18 protein-coding genes are annotated in these 17,057 nt (G+C 66.2%); 5 read left to right on the top strand and 13 right to left on the bottom strand.

Annotation, left to right across the window (positions count from 1 at the left end):
* Positions 1 to 26 precede the first annotated feature (26 nt).
* From HZR14_RS01590 to HZR14_RS01560, 7 genes are all read right to left on the bottom strand, one after another.
* The gene (locus HZR14_RS01590) at positions 27 to 1,088 is read right to left on the bottom strand and encodes a phosphotransacetylase family protein (protein ID WP_181691121.1); all 1,062 of its coding nucleotides are present in this window, start codon (positions 1,086 to 1,088) and stop codon (positions 27 to 29) included.
* Entirely contained in the window at positions 1,085 to 3,178 is a 2,094-nt protein-coding gene (locus HZR14_RS01585; protein WP_181691120.1) for an acetate--CoA ligase family protein, read from the bottom strand. The genes HZR14_RS01590 and HZR14_RS01585 overlap by 4 nt, the downstream gene beginning before the upstream one ends.
* 137 nt (positions 3,179 to 3,315) lie before the next feature.
* Positions 3,316 to 4,329 carry a metal ABC transporter permease gene (locus HZR14_RS01580; RefSeq protein ID WP_181691119.1) on the bottom strand — a complete coding sequence of 338 codons (1,014 nt, stop codon included), beginning with the start codon at positions 4,327 to 4,329 and terminating at the stop codon, positions 3,316 to 3,318.
* On the bottom strand, positions 4,329 to 5,066 hold the full coding sequence (locus HZR14_RS01575; protein ID WP_181691118.1) for a metal ABC transporter ATP-binding protein: 738 nt from the start codon (positions 5,064 to 5,066) through the stop codon (positions 4,329 to 4,331). Before HZR14_RS01575 ends, HZR14_RS01580 begins: the two co-directional genes overlap by 1 nt.
* Entirely contained in the window at positions 5,066 to 6,109 is a 1,044-nt protein-coding gene (locus HZR14_RS01570; RefSeq protein ID WP_181691117.1) for a metal ABC transporter substrate-binding protein, read from the bottom strand. The genes HZR14_RS01575 and HZR14_RS01570 overlap by 1 nt, the downstream gene beginning before the upstream one ends.
* Positions 6,110 to 6,312: 203 nt before the next feature.
* The gene (locus HZR14_RS01565; protein ID WP_181691116.1) at positions 6,313 to 6,789 is read right to left on the bottom strand and encodes a YbaK/EbsC family protein; all 477 of its coding nucleotides are present in this window, start codon (positions 6,787 to 6,789) and stop codon (positions 6,313 to 6,315) included.
* Positions 6,790 to 6,892: 103 nt separating this feature from the next.
* The gene (locus HZR14_RS01560; protein WP_181691115.1) at positions 6,893 to 7,582 is read right to left on the bottom strand and encodes an MBL fold metallo-hydrolase; all 690 of its coding nucleotides are present in this window, start codon (positions 7,580 to 7,582) and stop codon (positions 6,893 to 6,895) included.
* Positions 7,583 to 7,740: 158 nt separating this feature from the next.
* Between HZR14_RS01560 and HZR14_RS01555 the strand changes: the two genes are divergently transcribed.
* Positions 7,741 to 8,001, top strand: coding sequence for a hypothetical protein (locus tag HZR14_RS01555; RefSeq protein WP_181691114.1), 261 nt, complete (start codon positions 7,741 to 7,743; stop codon positions 7,999 to 8,001).
* A 21-nt stretch (positions 8,002 to 8,022) separates the two neighbouring features.
* On the opposite strand, the gene HZR14_RS01550 is transcribed toward HZR14_RS01555, so the two are convergent.
* Positions 8,023 to 9,282: an NAD(P)/FAD-dependent oxidoreductase gene (locus HZR14_RS01550; RefSeq protein WP_181691113.1), complete on the bottom strand. Its 1,260-nt coding sequence runs from the start codon at positions 9,280 to 9,282 to the stop codon at positions 8,023 to 8,025.
* A 138-nt stretch (positions 9,283 to 9,420) separates the two neighbouring features.
* Here HZR14_RS01550 and HZR14_RS01545 point away from each other — a divergent pair, with 138 nt between their 5' ends.
* Positions 9,421 to 9,597, top strand: coding sequence for a hypothetical protein (locus tag HZR14_RS01545; RefSeq protein ID WP_181691112.1), 177 nt, complete (start codon positions 9,421 to 9,423; stop codon positions 9,595 to 9,597).
* A gap of 203 nt (positions 9,598 to 9,800) precedes the next feature.
* On the opposite strand, the gene HZR14_RS01540 is transcribed toward HZR14_RS01545, so the two are convergent.
* Both HZR14_RS01540 and HZR14_RS01535 read right to left on the bottom strand, forming a co-directional pair.
* Positions 9,801 to 9,956 carry a hypothetical protein gene (locus tag HZR14_RS01540; protein ID WP_181691299.1) on the bottom strand — a complete coding sequence of 52 codons (156 nt, stop codon included), beginning with the start codon at positions 9,954 to 9,956 and terminating at the stop codon, positions 9,801 to 9,803.
* A gap of 91 nt (positions 9,957 to 10,047) precedes the next feature.
* Positions 10,048 to 10,998, bottom strand: coding sequence for a glutathione S-transferase family protein (locus HZR14_RS01535; protein WP_370464942.1), 951 nt, complete (start codon positions 10,996 to 10,998; stop codon positions 10,048 to 10,050).
* Between the two features lie 127 nt (positions 10,999 to 11,125).
* On the opposite strand from HZR14_RS01535, the gene trpY reads away from it, so the two are divergent.
* Entirely contained in the window at positions 11,126 to 11,629 is a 504-nt protein-coding gene (trpY, locus tag HZR14_RS01530; RefSeq protein WP_181691111.1) for a TrpY family transcription regulator, read from the top strand.
* A gap of 191 nt (positions 11,630 to 11,820) precedes the next feature.
* On the opposite strand, the gene HZR14_RS01525 is transcribed toward trpY, so the two are convergent.
* On the bottom strand, positions 11,821 to 12,525 hold the full coding sequence (locus tag HZR14_RS01525; protein ID WP_181691110.1) for a DUF5828 family protein: 705 nt from the start codon (positions 12,523 to 12,525) through the stop codon (positions 11,821 to 11,823).
* A 153-nt stretch (positions 12,526 to 12,678) separates the two neighbouring features.
* Here HZR14_RS01525 and upp point away from each other — a divergent pair, with 153 nt between their 5' ends.
* A complete protein-coding gene (upp, locus tag HZR14_RS01520) occupies positions 12,679 to 13,350 on the top strand; it encodes a uracil phosphoribosyltransferase (protein ID WP_181691109.1) in 672 nt (223 codons plus the stop codon).
* A gap of 103 nt (positions 13,351 to 13,453) precedes the next feature.
* Here upp and HZR14_RS01515 read toward each other — a convergent pair whose 3' ends face one another.
* Positions 13,454 to 14,086, bottom strand: coding sequence for an IMPACT family protein (locus HZR14_RS01515; protein WP_181691108.1), 633 nt, complete (start codon positions 14,084 to 14,086; stop codon positions 13,454 to 13,456).
* 107 nt (positions 14,087 to 14,193) lie between these two features.
* Here HZR14_RS01515 and HZR14_RS01510 point away from each other — a divergent pair, with 107 nt between their 5' ends.
* Positions 14,194 to 15,363 carry an inorganic phosphate transporter gene (locus tag HZR14_RS01510; RefSeq protein ID WP_181691107.1) on the top strand — a complete coding sequence of 390 codons (1,170 nt, stop codon included), beginning with the start codon at positions 14,194 to 14,196 and terminating at the stop codon, positions 15,361 to 15,363.
* A gap of 249 nt (positions 15,364 to 15,612) precedes the next feature.
* On the opposite strand, the gene HZR14_RS01505 is transcribed toward HZR14_RS01510, so the two are convergent.
* A complete protein-coding gene (locus HZR14_RS01505) occupies positions 15,613 to 17,007 on the bottom strand; it encodes a hemolysin family protein (protein ID WP_181691106.1) in 1,395 nt (464 codons plus the stop codon).
* Between the last annotated feature and the right edge of the window lie 50 nt (positions 17,008 to 17,057).

The raw sequence follows: 17,057 nt of genomic DNA, 5'->3' as shown, positions 1-17,057 counted from the left end.
AGACGCTCGGTCGCGTTCCGTCGGTGTCAGCGCCCACCCAACAGGGCATCGACGTCCGCGTAGTCCTCGAGGAGCCGTCCCATCCGCTCGACGGTCGTCCCGTCTCTCGTTTTCCCGGTGTTCATTACCGCGTCCGTCCGGTCGAGCGTCGTCGCGGTGTCCGTCCTGACTGACAGGACGGGAACGTCGGCCGCGGCGGCGCGGCCGAGGACGGTCTCCGGGGGGCGAAGTCCCCCCGTCAGGAGGAGACACTCGATCCCGGACGCTTCGAGCGCAGCGGTCTGGACGTCGGTCCGGTCACCGCCGGTTATGAGCGCCGAATCGCGGATCCGCCGGAGCTGTCCGAGAGCCTCCTCGGCGGACATCGCGCCGACGACGAACTGGCGGATGCGACCGTCGGTCGAGACCCCGTCGGTCAGGAGGTCGGCACCGATCTCCTCGGCCAGCTCCCCGACCGTGACGCCGGCGAGGTCCTCGTCCCGCGGGACCGTCCCGTAGACGCGGATGCCCCGTCCTTCGAGGAACGGGACGACGTCGCTGGCGAGCGTATCGAAGGCGGCATCGGGAACGTCGTTGAAGAGGACGCCACCGAGTCGGTCGCCGAGGAGATCGGCGGCCGCGAGCACCTCGTCGACGTCGCCGGGGTCCTCGAACCCGGCCACGAGGACAACGGTCGCATCGAGCAGTTCGGCCAGATCCACGTCGGTCAACTCGACGATACCGCCGGTGGTGAGTGAGCCGCCGCCCTCGAGTATCGTCCGATCGGCGTCGGCCGAGACCGACTCGAAGCTGTCTTTGATTTGCTCCCGCAGCGCGTCCGGATCCTCCCGGCCCCGGATCGCCTCCTGGACGAACGTCGGCGAGTAGACGATCGGCTCCATCTCGTGCATCGCCGCGTCGAGATTGAGCACCTCGCGGGCGAGCATCGGATCCTCGTCCAGCGTTTTCCCGACGGCCGATTGGAGGCGGGTCCCCTTCGGCTTCATGTAGCTGACGCGTTCGTCTCGCGCTTGGGCGGCCGTGCCGAGCGCCAGCGCGACGGCGGTCTTTCCTGTGCTCTCTTCGAGTGATGTAACGAGTAGGGTCATAGGGTTTCGGGATCGACGGTAAGGCGGATGTCCACCGCGACGACGCCGTCGGCCGTCGCCACGAGCGGGTTGATATCCAGTTCGACGATCGCGGGGAAGTCGGTCACGAGCTGGGAGAGCCGCTGGATCGTCTCGACGATCCCCGCCTCGTCGACCGGCTCTCGTCCCCGGGCCCCGCGCAACAGCGGCGTCGAGTCGATGTCGGTGAGCATGTCGGCGGCCTCGGGCTCGGAGACGGGCGCGATCCGGACGGTCGTATCCTCCAACACCTCGACGAAGACGCCGCCGAGACCGAAGAGCAAAAGCGGCCCGAACTGTGGATCGCGGTTCATGCCGACGATGGTTTCGACACCCGCTTCGGGATCGATCAGTTCCTGTACCTGGACGCCGAGCAACCGGGCGTCGGGCTGGTATCTCCGCGCCCGGGAGACGAGCGTCTCGTAGGTGTCCTCGACGTCCCCGATCGACACGCCGACCTCGACGCCGCCGATGTCGGTCTTGTGTAGAATGTCCGGAGAGACGATCTTCATGACGACGTCGCCGCCGATCCGTTCGGCGAGCGCCCTCGCCGCGCCCGGGGAGTCGACGACGGCTCCGTCCGGCGTCTCGATTCCGTAGGCGTCGAGGAGGTCCATCGCTTCGATTCCGAGGCGGTTGTCGTCCTGTGTCTCGACCCGTTCGAGGATCGATCGGGCCGTCCCGCGGTCGACGTCGAACGTCTCCGGCGGCTCGTACGTCCGGTTCCGGATCGATCGGTACTGCCGGAGCGCATCGAGGCTCCGGATGGCCCGCGTCGGATCGAAATACGTCGGCGTCCCGACCGCCGAGAGCGTCTCCGAGGGGGCCTCCACGGCGGATCCGCCCATCAGACAGACCGCAAGCGGGACCGACTCCCGTTCTTTGAGTCCGGCGATCGTCTCCGCGAGGCGATCGAACGAGAGGACGGCGGTCGGACAGGCGATGACGGCGGCGGCACCGACGTCGGGATCGGAGAGGACGGCATCGAGGGCCGCATCGAACCGTTCGGCCGGTGCATCGCCGATGACGTCGACCGGATTGTGGACGCTCGCCGTCGACGGGAGCGCATCCCGAAGCCGTTCTCGGGTTTCGTCCGCGAACGTCGCCAATTCGAGGTCGGCGTCGCCGATCGCATCGGTCGCGATCACGCCCGGACCGCCGGCGTTCGTCACGACGGCGACGCCGTCGGCCTCGGGGAGGTCGCCCCCCGAGAGCATCGCCCCGAAGTCGAACAGCTCCTCGGTGGAGTCGGCTCTGATCACGCCGGCCTTTTCGAGGCCGGCCTCGTAGGCCGCCTCGCTGCCCGCGATCGCGCCCGTATGGGACGACGCCGCCCGTGCGCCGGCCTCGGTTCGCCCCGATTTGAGGACGACGACAGGGGTCTCTCGGGTGACCTCACGGGCGGTCTCGACGAACCCGGTCCCGTCGTCGATCCCCTCGAGGTATCCGAGGACGACGTCGGTGTCGGGGTCGTCACCCCACGTTTCGACGAAATCGGCCTCGTCGAGGACGGCCTTGTTGCCGAGCGAGACGATGTCTTTGAATCCCAGGCCGCGGTCGCCGGCCCACGCGAGGATCGCCGTCACGAGCGCACCGGATTGGCTCATGAACGACATCCGTCCGGGAAGCGCATTGCGCGGGCTAAACGTCGCGTTCAACCCCGACGGCGTCGAGACAACGCCGAGGCAGTTCGGCCCGACGACGTTGAGCCCGTTGGATTCGGCGATCTCGCGGAGTTCCGCCTCGCGAGCAACGCCCTCACTCCCCACCTCGCTGAAGCCCGCCGTGATGACGACGAGGTTCTCGATCCCGGCATCCCCGGCGGACTCGAGGACCTCGATGGCCGCCTTCGGCGGGACGACGACGACCGCCAGATCGGCGTTCGTCTCCTCGACGTCGTCCACGCAGGACAGCCCGAACACCTGATCGACGCTCGGATTCACCGGCCGGACCTCACCGTCGAAGTCTTCGATGAGGTTCTCCATCACTGCGGCCCCAACCGAGCCCTCACGCTCGGTCGCCCCGACGACTGCGACACGTTCGGCATCGAACACTCCGGGTACCCGTACCATCTATCACGTCGTACGGCCCGTGGAAAAAAATACTCTCCGACTCGCCGGGCGCGAGACCGGCGTCCGGTGGCATCTGATGGACGTTTCGAGTCCGATGCCCCGCCATCGGGGCAGAAGGGACGTCCGTGGCCGGCGGCTCACCGCGGTTCGTCGCCGCCGTCCGCCGTCCGGGGGGCCGCCCGACCCGGCGTCTCGGTAGCCGTTCGGCCGCCGGCCCGAACGCCGAGTTTGGTGGCGACGTAGAGCCCGATCGCGACGAGGACGATGGTACCGCCGGCCGCGACGTCGTACTGATACGACAGGGTGACGCCGGTGATCGTTCCCAGTTGCCCCACGCCGACCGCCGCCGCGATCGAGCGCTTGAAACCACGGACCGAGGTACTCGTAGCGACCGGCACGACGATCATCGCGGCGACGAGAATCACGCCCATGATCTGCATCGCGCCGACGACGACGACCGCGGTCAACACCGCCAGCAGTTGGTTGTACCGTTTCACGTGGATTCCACTGGCGCGCGCGCCGACTTCGTCGAATGTGATGTAGACGAGCGGCCGGTAGGCGAGTGTGATCCCGATCGTGACGACCGCGCTCATCGCGACCAGGAGGGCGGCGTTGAAACGCGAGACGGTCGCTAAACTCCCGAAGAGATACGCGTTGATCCCGACGGCGATACCGCCGTCAGTCGCCGTGATGAGAACGCTGCCGACCGCGAACGCGCCGGTGAGCACGATCGCCAACGAGGTATCTCGGTAGGCCCCCGCATAGTCGACGAGTGTCTGTACCAACAGGGCCGCGACGGCGGCGACGATCAGCGCGGACAAAAGCGGGGGGACGGCGACCGCGTACACGGCGTTGACGAACAGGCCGGCGGCGACGCCGGCGAACGCCGAGTGTGCAAGCGTGTCGGCGATCATCGCCATCTCGCGGTGGACCAGAAAGCCGCCGACTAGCGGGCCGATCACCGCGATACAGATCGCGGCCAGATACGCCCGCTGCATGTACGGAAAGCCGAGCATGCCAATGCCGGTCAGTTGCGCGAGGAGGTCCAGCATCGTGCCCCACAGGGTATCGAGGAGGAATCCGACGCCGCGGTCGACAGCCGTCGCAAGCAGGGATATGCCGGACGCGGCGGGAAGGAGTGCGTTCGACATCAGTGATCGTGGTGGACGATCGACTGGGTGCCGCCGTAGGCGTCGGCCAGGGCGTTCGTCTCGACGAACGCCTCGGGATCGCCGTGGAAGAACAGCTCCCGGTTGAGACAGGCGATCTCGGACGCGTGGGTCGTAACGACGCCGATGTCGTGTTCGATCAGGATGATTGTGATCCCCTCGTCGTTCAGTTCCTGCAGCAGCGTATAAAAAGCCTCGCGTGACTCCGCGTCGACACCGACGGTGGGCTCATCGAGGGCCAACAGGTCGGCGTCGGCCGCCAGCGCGCGGGCGATGAAGACCCGTTGTCGTTGGCCACCCGAGAGCCGGCCGACCCGTCGGTCGGCGAGGTCCGTGATATCGACACGGCGCAGTGCGTCGGTAACGGCGGTCCGGTCGGCGTCACGGAAACGGCCGATGAGCCGGTGGGGATACCGACCCATGCGGACGACTTCCCGCACTGTCACCGGCATCTCCCCGGTCGTGTCGCCGACGTTCTGCGGGACGAACCCGACCCGATCGCGCTCGGCCGACGCGTGTGCCGGCTCGCCGAACAGCCGGACCGACCCCCGGTCCGGCTTTCGGAGGCCGATCATCAACTCGAGCAAGGTAGTCTTTCCCGATCCGTTCGGCCCCACGAGCCCCAAGAACTCCCCGGCCTCGACAGTGAGAGAGACGTCGTCGACCACGGGGCGGTCGGAGTAGGCGAACGAGACGTTTTGAACCTCGATAAGACCCATTATGCGTTCAGTGCGCGTTCCAGCGTTGGAAGGTTTACGTTCTCCATGACGTCGACGTAGCCCCAGCCTTTTGACTCCCAGGCCTCGGTCAACCCGGGCATCGCCGTCAGATCGAGCACGTCCTCGACGTCGGTTTCCGCGACGAGTTGGTCGGCAGCCCGCTGTGACTCCAGCGGATCGGCACAGACGTACTGGAGGTCGTGGTCGTCGATGATCGACTGGGCCCGTTCGATGTCCCTGGGCGTCGGGATGTCGTCCGGGGAGACGCCGGTCAGCGATTCGACGTTGATGCCATACCGGTCCCCGAAATACCGCAGCGAGTTGTGACCCGCCACGAGTATCGTCTCCGTGCCGGCGTCCGCAACGATCGATTCGGCTCGCCCGTGGAGGGCATCGAGCTCCGTCCGAAACCGCGCAGTGTTGTCGGCGTACGTGTCCGCGCTGTCGGGGTCGGCGTCGATCAGGCCTTCACGGACGGTCTCGGCGGCCTCCTTCACGCGGAGCGGGTCCATCCAGAAGTGTGGATCCACCGACCCGCGATCGTGCTCGTCGTCGGTGTGCTCGTCGTCGGTGTGCTCGTCGTCGGTGTGCTCGTCGTCGGTGTGCTCGTCGTCGGTGTGCTCGTCGTCGCCACCGGCTTCGAGCAGGTCGACCCCGCGACCGATGTCCAGCGTCGTCACGCCGGCCCCGTCGGCCGAGAGATCCCGGACGATCGTGTCGACCCACGGCTGGAAGCTCTCCATGCCATGCACGAAGAGGTCCGCCTCGTAGATCGCTTGACGGACGTTCGGACCCGGCTCCCACCCGTGGCCGTGTTGCCCGACCGGTACCAGCAGTTCCGCCGTGGCAGCGTCACCGGCGATCTGTTGGGTGATGTCGCCAAAGACGAAAAACGACGCCTGTGCGGTCGTCCCCCGATCGGCGGATCCGGTCGCCGGTGCGCTGTCGGTACCCGCATCGCTACCGATACAGCCGGCAAACAGCCCGATACCGCCCACCCCGGCCGTCGCCGTGAGTAACTGCCGTCGCGTCGTGTCGACCATATTTATGAAATATACCCCAGGACATATTAATATTGCCCCTTCGAAACCCGTTCAAATAGTAATGATTGGTAGTAGTTCAACCAGATATAACACCACGTTTCCGTGGATGCAGCGTCGTGTGACCGACCCCCAATACGGCGGAATCGTCAGTACAGCGGATAACACCCTCGTCGGGACGCGGCCCGGACAGTCCGTACAATCGCTCACTCGCGGACGTCGGCGACGGTCGCATCGGCGGCCTCGACGAGCCGCTCGGGGGAAATCGAAAAGACGGCCTCCGGCGTACCGGCGGCGGCCCACACCGCCTCAAAGCCCGATAGCGTCTCGTCGACGAATACCGGGACGTCGGTATCGTGACAGAACGGCGGAACGCCGCCGATGGACCATCCGAGCGTCTCCTTGATCTCCGCGGCGTCGCCCATCGAGATCCCGGACTCGCCGACGCCGACCAGGGCGGCGATCTTCGCCGTGCTCACGCGGTTCGCACCGCTCGTGACGGAGACGATCAACCCGTCGTCGGCCGAGAGGACGATCCCACTGGCGATCTGCTCGAGGGAACATCCGACCGCCTCGGCCGCCTCGGCGGCGGTTTTCGTCCCCTCGGGGAATTCGTGGACGTCGACTTCGATACCGTACTCCGCGTGTGCTCGCCGCTTGAACGCCTCGGCGCGTGGGTGCATACCGCCGAGTGTACCGTCGGGGCGCTTCAACGTCACGGTTTTTGATACGGCCGATCCGCCCCCGGTCCCGGCTCGGGCCACGGTCTCCCGACGGCTTGCCCGATCACGACCGACCCGCCAACTCGGCTGCGAGCGCTCGGAGGGCGTCCCGTCCGCCTGCGGGAACCGGTTCCCCATGCCCCATACAGGCGGCTTCGAAGCGCTCCTCGGCGATCCGGTCGATGCTGTCGGCGATTCGGCCGGTGTCGTAGGAGTCGATCCACGGGGGGGAGACGAACGCCCCGGACGTGTTCCAGACGAGATCGCCGAGCATCGCGGCTCCCGATTCGGGGTGGAGATACACCGTGTGTCCGGGGTTGTGTCCGGGGGTGTGATACGCGAGAAACCCACCGATCCGGTCGCCGTCCGAGACGCCCCGGAGGTCGACCCCAGAAAGCGAGTACACCCGGCGGACGAGTCGGTGGAAGGCCCCCTTGTGGTGGCTCCACGGTGGCGACCACGATCGGCGGACGAGACGGCGATCGAGGGCACCGAGATAGATCGGGGCGTCGAGGTCGACGCGTGCCAGTCCGCCGACGTGGTCGATGTCGTAGTGGGTCAAGAGGACGCGGTCGATCTCCCCGGTGGCGTAGCCGGCGGCCCGTATCTCGTCGGAGAGGGAGCGGCGTGGAAGCGGAACGCCGGCGTCGACGAGCGTCACCTCGCCGTCGTCGACCAGATACGCGTTCGCGCCGATCGGCTCCGGCCACGCGACGTCGAGCAGCGTGACAGCCTCGGTGACCGGCCGTGCCATATCCCCCCTACTCCGAGCACCCCCTTGACGGTGGCGTGTTCGGCCCCCGAACGCTCAAACCGGTCGCCGTCCAACGGAGGGTATGGAGACGCCGGACGCCGACCCGGTCGTTCGGACGTACGGTCCAGGCCCCGACGAGTTCGCGGTCGTCGTACCGAATGACGATCGGTTCCGGCGTGCGGCCGAGTGTGTATTGTCTTCCGATCTCTACTATAGAGACCGGTGTCCGGACGGTTATCGTCGACGACGGGACGGTGTTCGCCCGCGTCGACGGCGACCGGCTCGTCGCCAACTGGCCGTTCGTCCCGATCCTTTTCGACGGCTGCGGGGTCGAAGGGATCGTCGGCTATCGCGGGATCCCCGCCGGGGACTCGATGGTCGAAGCGCGAGCGGGGCTTCGCCCGGACACGCTGGGCTGATTCGTCGCGGGCACGCGCCGGCTACGTCCGATCTCTGAGGACGGCCTCGGCCGCTCGCCGACCGCTTTTCAAGGCCCCCTGGATCGATGACCACTCGGTGTAGTCGCCGGCTACGAAGACGGGACTGTCGGGCGAATCGACCGTCGGTACGGCATCGCGGAATCCCGGCGGCTGCTCGAACTGGGCGAACTCGATTCGGTCGACGCCGACCGCCTCGAAGCCGCCGAAATGGTGCTCGGGGAACCACGCCGAGAGCGCGTCACGGACGATCCCCGCGAGTTCGTCGTCTGGCTCCGGTCGGGACCCGAGAAACGTCGCGCTCAGGAGCTGTCGGCCCTCCGGCGCGTACTCGGGGGCCGCCGCGCTCATCGGGGCGACGGTGTTCGGTTCGGCATCGGCCGCGTTCAGAACGATCCGCGATCCCGTATCGAGCACCTGATGCTCGGGAAGCGAGCAGTGGACCGTCACGCAGGATCTCCCCCCGGTGGGCGTCCCGACGTCGGTCAGTTCGGCGGCGGTCCTCGGATCCGTCGCGACGACGACGGCATCGGGTGAGCGGGTCCCCGACCGGGTTTCGACGGTCGGTGTGTCGGCGGTGGTGTCGACCCCCGTGACGGCGACGCCGGTCTCGATTGTCGCGCCCGCGGCCTCCGCTCGCGCGCCGAGTTGGGCCGGAATCTCACCCATCCCACCGGCGGGAACGACGGTATCGCCCTCCGAGAGCGCCTTGAACGTGTACTCGAAGACCGCACTCGACGTTCCGAGAGAGCGATCGAGCGTGATTCCGCCGTAGAAAGGGGCCGCAAAGCGTTCGACGAACGCCGTCGAGAAGCCGTGCTCGGCCAGATACTCGCGGATCGTCGCGTCCCCGCCGTCGAGGACGTCCTCCCACGTCCGTCGTTTGAGCCCCCGCCGGAGCCGAAAGAGCCGGAGTTTGTCGGCCGTCCGGACGTCGCGATTCAACAGCGTCGGCAGGGTCGCGCCCGGATCGCCGACGGGATCGGCGAGCGTCGACCGGTGGTTCGGCCGCGCGATCGTCGCCCCGGGAGCGAACCGACGGAGATCGAGCGCGTCGTAGTCGAGTTCCCGGCGGGCGGCGGGGTAGGCGGTAAAGAGGACCTGAAAACCCCGATCGAGCGTGTAGCCGTCCACGGTTCGAGAGCGAACGCGGCCGCCGACGCGCTCGCGCTCCTCGAACAGTTCCACTTCGGCCCCGGCCTCGGCGAGGTGCCGCGCGGCGACCAATCCGGCGAGGCCGCCCCCGGCGACGACGACGTGCATACGGCGGCTTCGGGGGGAAGCGACAAACCGGTTTCCGTGTTCGATCGCCGGCGGACAGTGACGGGCAGGCCACGATTCGGGCCCGACGCACGGAACGCAAAGCAGGGGAGTTATTTCGCTCCGCTCGTACGATCGGATATGGGAATCTGCAAACACCTCACCAACGGAGCCATCTCGCTCGCAATCAGCGTCGCCGTCACCGTCGTCGCGGCTGACGACGACGATAGCCCGTGGGTCCTCCACGAGGTCGCACTCGCCGTCGCGGTCTCGGCGTTCCTCTCGGGCTTTTTTACCAGCTACTTCGCCGAACGGTGAACCGCCTCGGGGTCAAGTGGTTCGAGAGACTTCGTCTCTCGTCATCACGGAAGACTTCGATTTCCGTACGACCCCGAGGCACTCGGCCTGCCCCGCCTGTAGAAAACACTGCCCACACGGACCGCCGACGAGGTGTTCGTGACGCGATCGCATCACCGGGGCGCGAGTAGCGCGAAAGAGGTATCCCCGGTAGTTCGGCCCCCCTATTTTTCAGCCAACTCGATCTCCACGTCCTCGTAGAGCTCCTCGAAGTCGACGTCCCGATCGCGCGCTTCGATCGCCTGTTCGATCTCGTAGCGGCGGCGCTGTTCTCGCTTCATCTGACCTTTCCGTTCGCGACCTCGTTTCGTGTCCGGCATACGTGTGCCTATGTATGCCACGGTACCACATAACGTTACCGGCCGGGTCGAAGGCCGAACCGGGGCTTTCTCGAAAAACGCGGGTCCGCGCTCAGCGCACCGGGGGACGTCCCGGAAGTTCGTCGCGGTCGTGGGGGGCCTCGAAGTCGGGATCGGGACCCATCGGCACGATCCGCTTCGGGCTCACGTCCGGATGGGTGGTGTAGTAGTGTTCCTTGATGTGGTCCATCTCCGTCGTCTCGCCGAACCCGGCGGTCGTATAGAGGTCCCGGAGGTACGGCCAGAGGGTCTCGTGCTCCCGAATGAGTTCGCGATTACACATGAAATGCGTGTGATACGCCTCGTCGAATCTGACGAGCGTCGTGTACATCGCGACGTCGGCCTCCGTGAGCCGGTCACCGACGAGGTATCGCCGGTCCTCCAAGACCGAATCCCAGTGGGCGAGCGCATCGAACAGTTCGGACACCGCCTCGTCGTAGGCCGACTGCGTGTCCGCAAAGCCCGCCCGGTAGACGCCGTTGTTGATCGGTTCGTAGATCCGATCGAGAGCGGCGTCGACGTCCTTGCGAACCGCCGCCGGAGCGAGGTCGACGCCGTTGCCCAACTCGGCGAAGACGGTCGTCAGATTCCGCATGATCTCGCGGGACTCGTTGTTGACGATCGTCCCCGCTTTTTTGTCCCACAGCACCGGGACGGTCACGCGACCGGTGTAGTTCGGATCCGCCTCGACGTAGGCCTCCCGCAGGTACTCGAAGCCGTTGATCGAATCCGTCGTACAGCCCTCCCGTTCGGGGGTGAACTGCCAGCCGTCCTCGGCGCGGAACGGGTCGACGACGTCGACCGAGATGACGTCCTCCAACCCGAGCAGTTTCCTCGTGATGAGGGTTCGGTGGGCCCACGGGCAGGCGTAGCTCACATACAGGTGATACCGCCCGGCTTCGGCGTCCTCGGGATCGACCCGGTCCCGAAACGAGGTCGTCTGTCGCTGGAAGGCCCCCTCCTCGTCCGTCGCTTCGTACTCCGTTATCCACTCACCGTCGATACACTAGTGCATGTTCGTTGTATCCGTCGGGTGCGTATACGTGTCTTGGCATGCGAAGCGTTTGCTGCCACAGCGCGATAGGCGCTGAACCCCGAATGATTTACCCACAGAATCCGGAGGCCCCTACGTGTTCGACGAGATCATGCGGAAATTCGAGGACAGCCCGAGCCAACAGGCGGTGATCCGTCTGCTGCTCGAACGGGGGTTCTCCGTCAACGACGAGGGGCGGGTCGTTTCCGGCGGGATCGAGATCCCGAACACCGGGATCGCCCGCGAAATAGACGTCGACCGCCGGGTCGTCGACGCGACGACCGACGCCATCCTGGCGGACGAACAGCTCCGACGGATCTTTCAGAACATCTCCGCGATCGCCTCGCTCATGGACCTCGCGCCGGTGTTGGATCTGACGGTCCTCACTGTGGAAGTCACCGACGCCGACGAGCCGGGAATCGTCGCCACGGTAACCGGGCTACTCGCGGAGAACGATATTTCGATCCGACAGACGATAAGCGAGGATCCGGAGTTTACCGACGAACCGGTACTGTACGTCATTACCGACGAGGAACTGGACGGTGCGTTGATAAACGAGATCCGGGCGTTCCCCTTCGTCCGCCGGATCTCGATCGAGTGATGCGGGCCGGTGTCGTCCGGAAGGGATGATGCGGGCCGGTGTCGTCCGGAAGGGATGATGCGGGCCGGTGTCGTCCGGAAGGGACCATCGCCCACGCGGTGTGAGCGGTGACCGCTCCGTCGGCACAACAAACCGTGTGACTGCCCGGGAACGCTCGGCGGCGGCGGTTCCCGGAACCACGCCGCGTTATCTCACGTCTTTTTCGGGTCGGACTCGCCGTCCGTCGTCTCCGTCTCCGTCGGCGGATGGCCCTCGACCGCCTCCGCGATATCCGTCTCCTTCGGCGTATCGACGTGCCACCTGTCGACCGAGGTCTCGTAGTCCGCGAGTTTGTTCGAGACCCGGATCTTCAGATCGTCGTCGTTGATATTGATCTCGAAGACGTACTCCCCGCTCTCGGCGTCGGCGCGACTCAGGTTTGCACTCACGAGTCCGTTGTCGAAGTAGTAGGGGGACATCTGCGTCATCACGTTCTTGTAGACGCCGCCCTCGACCTTTCGGAGGGCCTTCCGAGTCGCGGAGTCGGCGGCACGCGCGACGTAGTTTATCGACTTTCGCCACTCGTTGACCGCTTCGCCGGGTTCTTCGAGTTGGCCGTACGACTCGCTTAGCTTTTCGCCCGCCGTCTTGAGGTCCTCCTCGGGGGCTCTGCCGGCCTTTTCGCCCTCCCCTTCGCCGACGCTGGCCTGCTGGGCGGTCTTTTCGCTGACGTCCTCACCGAGACGTTCCTCCGCCTTCGGTCGCCACTCGTCCCACTCTTCGAGGGCCCCGTTGTCGACCGACTGTTCCTCGTCTCGAAGATCCTTCAACGCGCGGGTGATCCGTTCGCCGTGTTCGACTATCTCGCCCCAGCTTCCCCGAAGCTTGAACCCGGAGACGCTCTCCTCGACCTCCATTCACGCCCACGTACGTGTCGAACGACTTTATACCATCGGGTCTGCGAGGCCGGCTTCATATCGGTATCTCCGGGGATCGGTTCGCCCGCCCGCGGGCTGTTGTACCCCCACCGAACGCCTGGGGTTTAAGCCCGCGGCGGACGCTGTACCGGTATGCCAATCGAGGACCGTGGTGACGCCCACGTCATCACACACGCGCTCGCGAAACACACGCTCTCGGAGATTCGATCGAGCGACACCGACCAGGTATCGTTTCGAAACGGGCTCATCGAGCTCGGCCGGCTCTGTGGGTTCGAGATCATCGACGGGATGATGGACACGGAGTACGTCTCGATCACGACGCCGCTGGCGGAGACGACCGGTGAGGTCGTCAAGGGGCTCGAAAACGTCGTCATCGTCAACGTCCTTCGGGCGGCGACCCCGTTCGTCGAGGGGCTCGTCGAGGCGTTCCCCCGCGCGCGACAGGGGGTCATATCGGCGGGTCGGGACGAGGAAGCGGGAATGAACGAGGACGGGGAGTTCCCGATCACGGTCGACTACGTCAAGCTCCCCGAGATCGGGGACGAGGACACCGTCATCGTCGCGGATCCGATGCTCGCGACGGGGAGTACGATCGTCGCCGTCCTCGACGAGGTGCTCGAGGCCGGTATCCCCGAGCGACTCGTCGTCCTGTCGGCGGTCAGCGCCCCTCCGGGGCTCGTCCGGGTCGAAGAGGCGTTCCCGAGCGCCGACGTCCTGACGGTCAGCGTCGACGAACGCCTCGACGAGGACGGCTATATCGTTCCGGGCGTCGGCGACGCCGGCGACCGGGCATTCGGTACGTGACCGGTTCTCAACCCCTCCCTTTCGGCTGGACCCCAGTTCCGTACTGCGGTCGACCTCCTGTCGAAACGTCAGACGAACGGCTGACGGGTAGCCGTTCGGACGCTCAACGCGGCCGGCGTTCGATCCGGTCGCTCGTAGCACTCCGGAGCCGATCGAGGAGGTCGTCGGCTTCCGCGACCGGCACGGACACGTCGAAGGTGACGCGTTCGCCGTACTCGGCCTCGAAGTCGACGGCCTCGCTCTCGAGGATCCCCCGAACCGTCCCCGAGTCGTCGTAATCAACCACCGCTTGGAACCGTCTTTGGGGCCGGCGCTGGACCGTCTCGGCGGCGTCTAGGGCGTCTTTCGTCGCCGCCGAATATGCCCGGACGAGGCCGCCGATGCCGAGTTCCGTCCCGCCGAAATACCGCGTGACGACGACGCAGACGTTCTCGAGGTCCCTACCCCGAAGCACGGACAGCATCGGCTTGCCAGCGCTGCCCGACGGCTCCCCGTCGTCCGAGGTGTACTCCCTGAACGGATCGGCCCGGACACGATAGGCCGGGACGTTGTGCGTCGCGTCCGAGTACTCCGCGCGGACGTCCCCGATGAACCCGTCGGCGTCCTCGACGGTCTCGACAGGGGACGCATGGCCGATGAACTCCGAGCCCTGTATCCGGAACTGTACCGTGGCCCGCCCGGCGATCGTCGCGTACGCGCTTTCGCCGACGTCCACGTCGGCGTCCGTATTCGACACGGGCGTCGTTGAGAGCGGACGGACTATACTCCTTTCGTCGCCGCCGGCCGAACGGGCGATCCGCGTCCGACGGGTATTTATATACCCGGCAAAAATACCGGGCGTCAATGGACGCAGCGACGGCCGCGACGTTTTTGGCTGCCGGTGGAGCGAGTCTATTCATGGCCTGGGCGATCGGAGCGGGGTCGTCCGGATCGACGCCGTTTGCCCCCGCGGTCGGCGCGAACGCGATCTCGGTCATGCGGGCCGGCTTCTTCGTCGGCATCCTGGGATTGCTCGGCGCGACCCTACAGGGCGCAAACGTTACCGAAGCCGTCGGCCGCGATCTCGTCGTCGGGACGACGTTGTCGCCGGTCGCCGCGATCGTTGCGCTCTCGATCGCGGCGGGACTCGTCGCCTTCGGCGTGTTCACCGGCTACCCCATCGCGACCGCCTTCACGGTCACCGGGGCCGTCGTCGGTGCGGGGCTGGCGATGGGCGGTGCGCCGGCGTGGGAGAAGTACTACGAGATACTGGCGGTCTGGACGCTGACCCCGTTCGTCGGGGGCGGCGTCGCCTACGGTACGGCGAAACTCCTCCGTCGCGAGTCCGTTCCCGAAGCCGTCGCGACCCCGGTGCTTGCCGGGCTCGTCGGTGCGATTCTCGCGAACGTCGAGTTCGTGTTGCTCGGCCCCCCCGACGTCGCCGAAAGCGTCGCTGGAACGGTTGCATCCGGCACGCCGGGGCGGCTCGCGATCACCCTACTTCTCGCGGCCGTCGTCGCCGGGGTCATGGCGCTGGACATGCGCAGCGACGTAGCGACCGGCCAGCGACATTTCCTGTTGGTGCTCGGCGGGCTGGTCGCATTCTCGGCCGGCGGCAGCCAGGTCGGCCTCGCGCTCGGACCCCTGTTGCCGCTTTTCGATACCGCCGACGTCTCAGTGCCGCTCGTCGCGTTGCTGTTCGGCGGCGGTCTCGGGCTGTTGGCCGGGTCCTGGACGGCGGCCCCGCGGATGATCAAGGCGATCGCACAGGATTACTCCTCGCTCGGCCCACGGCGCTCGATTGCGGCGCTCATCCCCTCTTTCGCCATCGCCCAGACCGCGATCCTGCTCGGTGTGCCGATCTCGTTCAACGAGATCATCGTCTCGGCGGTCATCGGTGCCGGGGCTGCCGCCGGCACCGGCGGCGTCAGCGGCTCCAAGATGGGCTACACCGTCCTCGCGTGGATCGGATCGCTGCTCGGGGCCGGCGTCCTCAGCTTCGGGCTCTACACCGGATTGGGCGGCGTCCTGTAGGCGATTTCGCCCTCACGTCTCGGTTCCGTCTCGGTCCCCGTCCCGGTCCCGTTTCGGTCCCGGTTCCGTCTCGGTCCTGTTCCCGTCCCCGTCCCGTCCCCGTCCCGGTCCCGTCCCCGTCCCCGTCCCGTCCCGGTCCCGTCCCGGTCCCGTCCCCGTCCCCGTCCCCGTCCCCGTCCCGGTCCCGTCCCCGTCCCCGTCCGACCACCTCCGATCTCCGCATCCGTTCTGTTTTTGTTCCGTCCCCGTCTACTGGACCGCCTCGTCTTCGGCTTCGTCCTCCGAGTCCTCTGTCGGCTCCTCGCTGTCGTACCCTTCCGTTCGGATCACCCGCGCTTTCAGTATCCGGGTGTTTTCGACGCGCTCGACGCGGATCTCGATCCCGTCGTACTCGATTCGTTCGCCTTCCTCGACGAGCCGTCCCGCCCGGTTGAAAATGAACCCCGCGATCGTCTCGAACTCCTCCCCCTCCGGGAGGTCGATATCGAGCGCCTCGTTCACCTCGTCGATGTTGAGTTCGCCTTTGACGATCGCCTCGCCGTCACCGACGAACTCGATCGGCTCCTCCTCGCCGGCCTGAAGGATCTCCCCGACGATCTCCTCGGTCACGTCCTCCATCGTGACGAGCCCCTCCGTGGTCCCGAACTCGTCGATGACGACGACCATGTGCATCCGCTGTTCGCGCATTTCCGCGAGCAGCTCGTCGACGTTCTTCGATTCGGGGACGTGTAACGTCTCCTCGATCAGGTCCTCGAGATCGAGGTCATCGCGTTCGCCGTAGGTGAAATCCCGGACCAGATCCGAGATGTGGACGACGCCGAGGACGTTGTCGAGGCTCCCGTCGTATACCGGCAGCCGGGTGTGTCCCGACTGAACGCACTGTTGGATCGCCTCGTCGACGGTGGCGTCCTTCGAGACGGCGTCCATATCGAGTCGTGGGGTCATCACCTCCTTGGCGATGGTGTTCGTAAACCGGAAGATCCGCTGGAGCATCTCGCGTTCGTCCTCCTCCAAAACGCCCGCCCGTTCCCCCGTCTCGATGATATCGCGGATCTCCTCGCGGGTAACGTAGGTGGACTCGATCTCCGCACGCCCGCCGGTGATCCGGTTGACCTGTCGGGTCAGATAGTCGAACGTGACGATGAGCGGGAGCAGGAGGTACTCCGAGAGCTTCAGCGGCTTCGAGACGCGAAGCGCCCACGATTCGGTGTTCTCGACGGCGTAGGATTTCGGCGCGCTCTCGCCGAAGAGCAACACCAGCGCGGTGATGCCGAACGTCGCGGCGAGGACGGCGACCGACTGCGAGAAATAATACGAGAGCAGTCCCGTCGCGATCGACGACATCGCGATGTTGACGATGTTGTTGCCCACGAGGATGGTGACGAGAAGCCTGTGGGGATCGTCGGTGAGGCGCTTGAGTAACTCCGCGTTCGGCAGGTTGTCGGCGATCATCGAGTCGATCCGGTGTGGTGGCAACGAGAACATCGCGATCTCCGAGGACGAAAAGAAGGCCGAAAGCCCCAACAACAACAGGATGACGGTGCTGCCGAGAACCGCGATCGTTGCGTCGCTGAAAGGGAGTTCACCGGCGTCAGGACCGACCTGCGCCACGACAGCGGCGACGTTCCATGCGGGAGTGCCCATATAGACGTACGGGTTTGATCCGGCGCGTGATTAAGACTTCTCATGGGGGT

Source organism: Natronomonas salinimetallica (genome assembly GCF_013839515.1).
Lineage (GTDB): Archaea > Halobacteriota > Halobacteria > Halobacteriales > Haloarculaceae > Natronomonas.
This window is presented reverse-complemented; position numbering and strand designations above follow the sequence as displayed.

What these genes read in the sequence shown, in the direction of transcription:
- HZR14_RS01590 (WP_181691121.1), bottom strand. Translation starts at nt 1,088, where the DNA reads ATGACCCTACTCGTTACATCACTCGAAGAGAGCACAGGAAAGACCGCC.
- HZR14_RS01585 (WP_181691120.1), bottom strand. Translation starts at nt 3,178, where the DNA reads ATGGTACGGGTACCCGGAGTGTTCGATGCCGAACGTGTCGCAGTCGTC.
- HZR14_RS01580 (WP_181691119.1), bottom strand. Translation starts at nt 4,329, where the DNA reads ATGTCGAACGCACTCCTTCCCGCCGCGTCCGGCATATCCCTGCTTGCG.
- HZR14_RS01575 (WP_181691118.1), bottom strand. Translation starts at nt 5,066, where the DNA reads ATGGGTCTTATCGAGGTTCAAAACGTCTCGTTCGCCTACTCCGACCGC.
- HZR14_RS01570 (WP_181691117.1), bottom strand. Translation starts at nt 6,109, where the DNA reads ATGGTCGACACGACGCGACGGCAGTTACTCACGGCGACGGCCGGGGTG.
- HZR14_RS01565 (WP_181691116.1), bottom strand. Translation starts at nt 6,789, where the DNA reads ATGCACCCACGCGCCGAGGCGTTCAAGCGGCGAGCACACGCGGAGTAC.
- HZR14_RS01560 (WP_181691115.1), bottom strand. Translation starts at nt 7,582, where the DNA reads ATGGCACGGCCGGTCACCGAGGCTGTCACGCTGCTCGACGTCGCGTGG.
- HZR14_RS01555 (WP_181691114.1), top strand. Translation starts at nt 7,741, where the DNA reads ATGACGATCGGTTCCGGCGTGCGGCCGAGTGTGTATTGTCTTCCGATC.
- HZR14_RS01550 (WP_181691113.1), bottom strand. Translation starts at nt 9,282, where the DNA reads ATGCACGTCGTCGTCGCCGGGGGCGGCCTCGCCGGATTGGTCGCCGCG.
- HZR14_RS01545 (WP_181691112.1), top strand. Translation starts at nt 9,421, where the DNA reads ATGGGAATCTGCAAACACCTCACCAACGGAGCCATCTCGCTCGCAATC.
- HZR14_RS01540 (WP_181691299.1), bottom strand. Translation starts at nt 9,956, where the DNA reads ATGCCGGACACGAAACGAGGTCGCGAACGGAAAGGTCAGATGAAGCGA.
- HZR14_RS01525 (WP_181691110.1), bottom strand. Translation starts at nt 12,525, where the DNA reads ATGGAGGTCGAGGAGAGCGTCTCCGGGTTCAAGCTTCGGGGAAGCTGG.
- upp (WP_181691109.1), top strand. Translation starts at nt 12,679, where the DNA reads ATGCCAATCGAGGACCGTGGTGACGCCCACGTCATCACACACGCGCTC.
- HZR14_RS01510 (WP_181691107.1), top strand. Translation starts at nt 14,194, where the DNA reads ATGGACGCAGCGACGGCCGCGACGTTTTTGGCTGCCGGTGGAGCGAGT.
- HZR14_RS01505 (WP_181691106.1), bottom strand. Translation starts at nt 17,007, where the DNA reads ATGGGCACTCCCGCATGGAACGTCGCCGCTGTCGTGGCGCAGGTCGGT.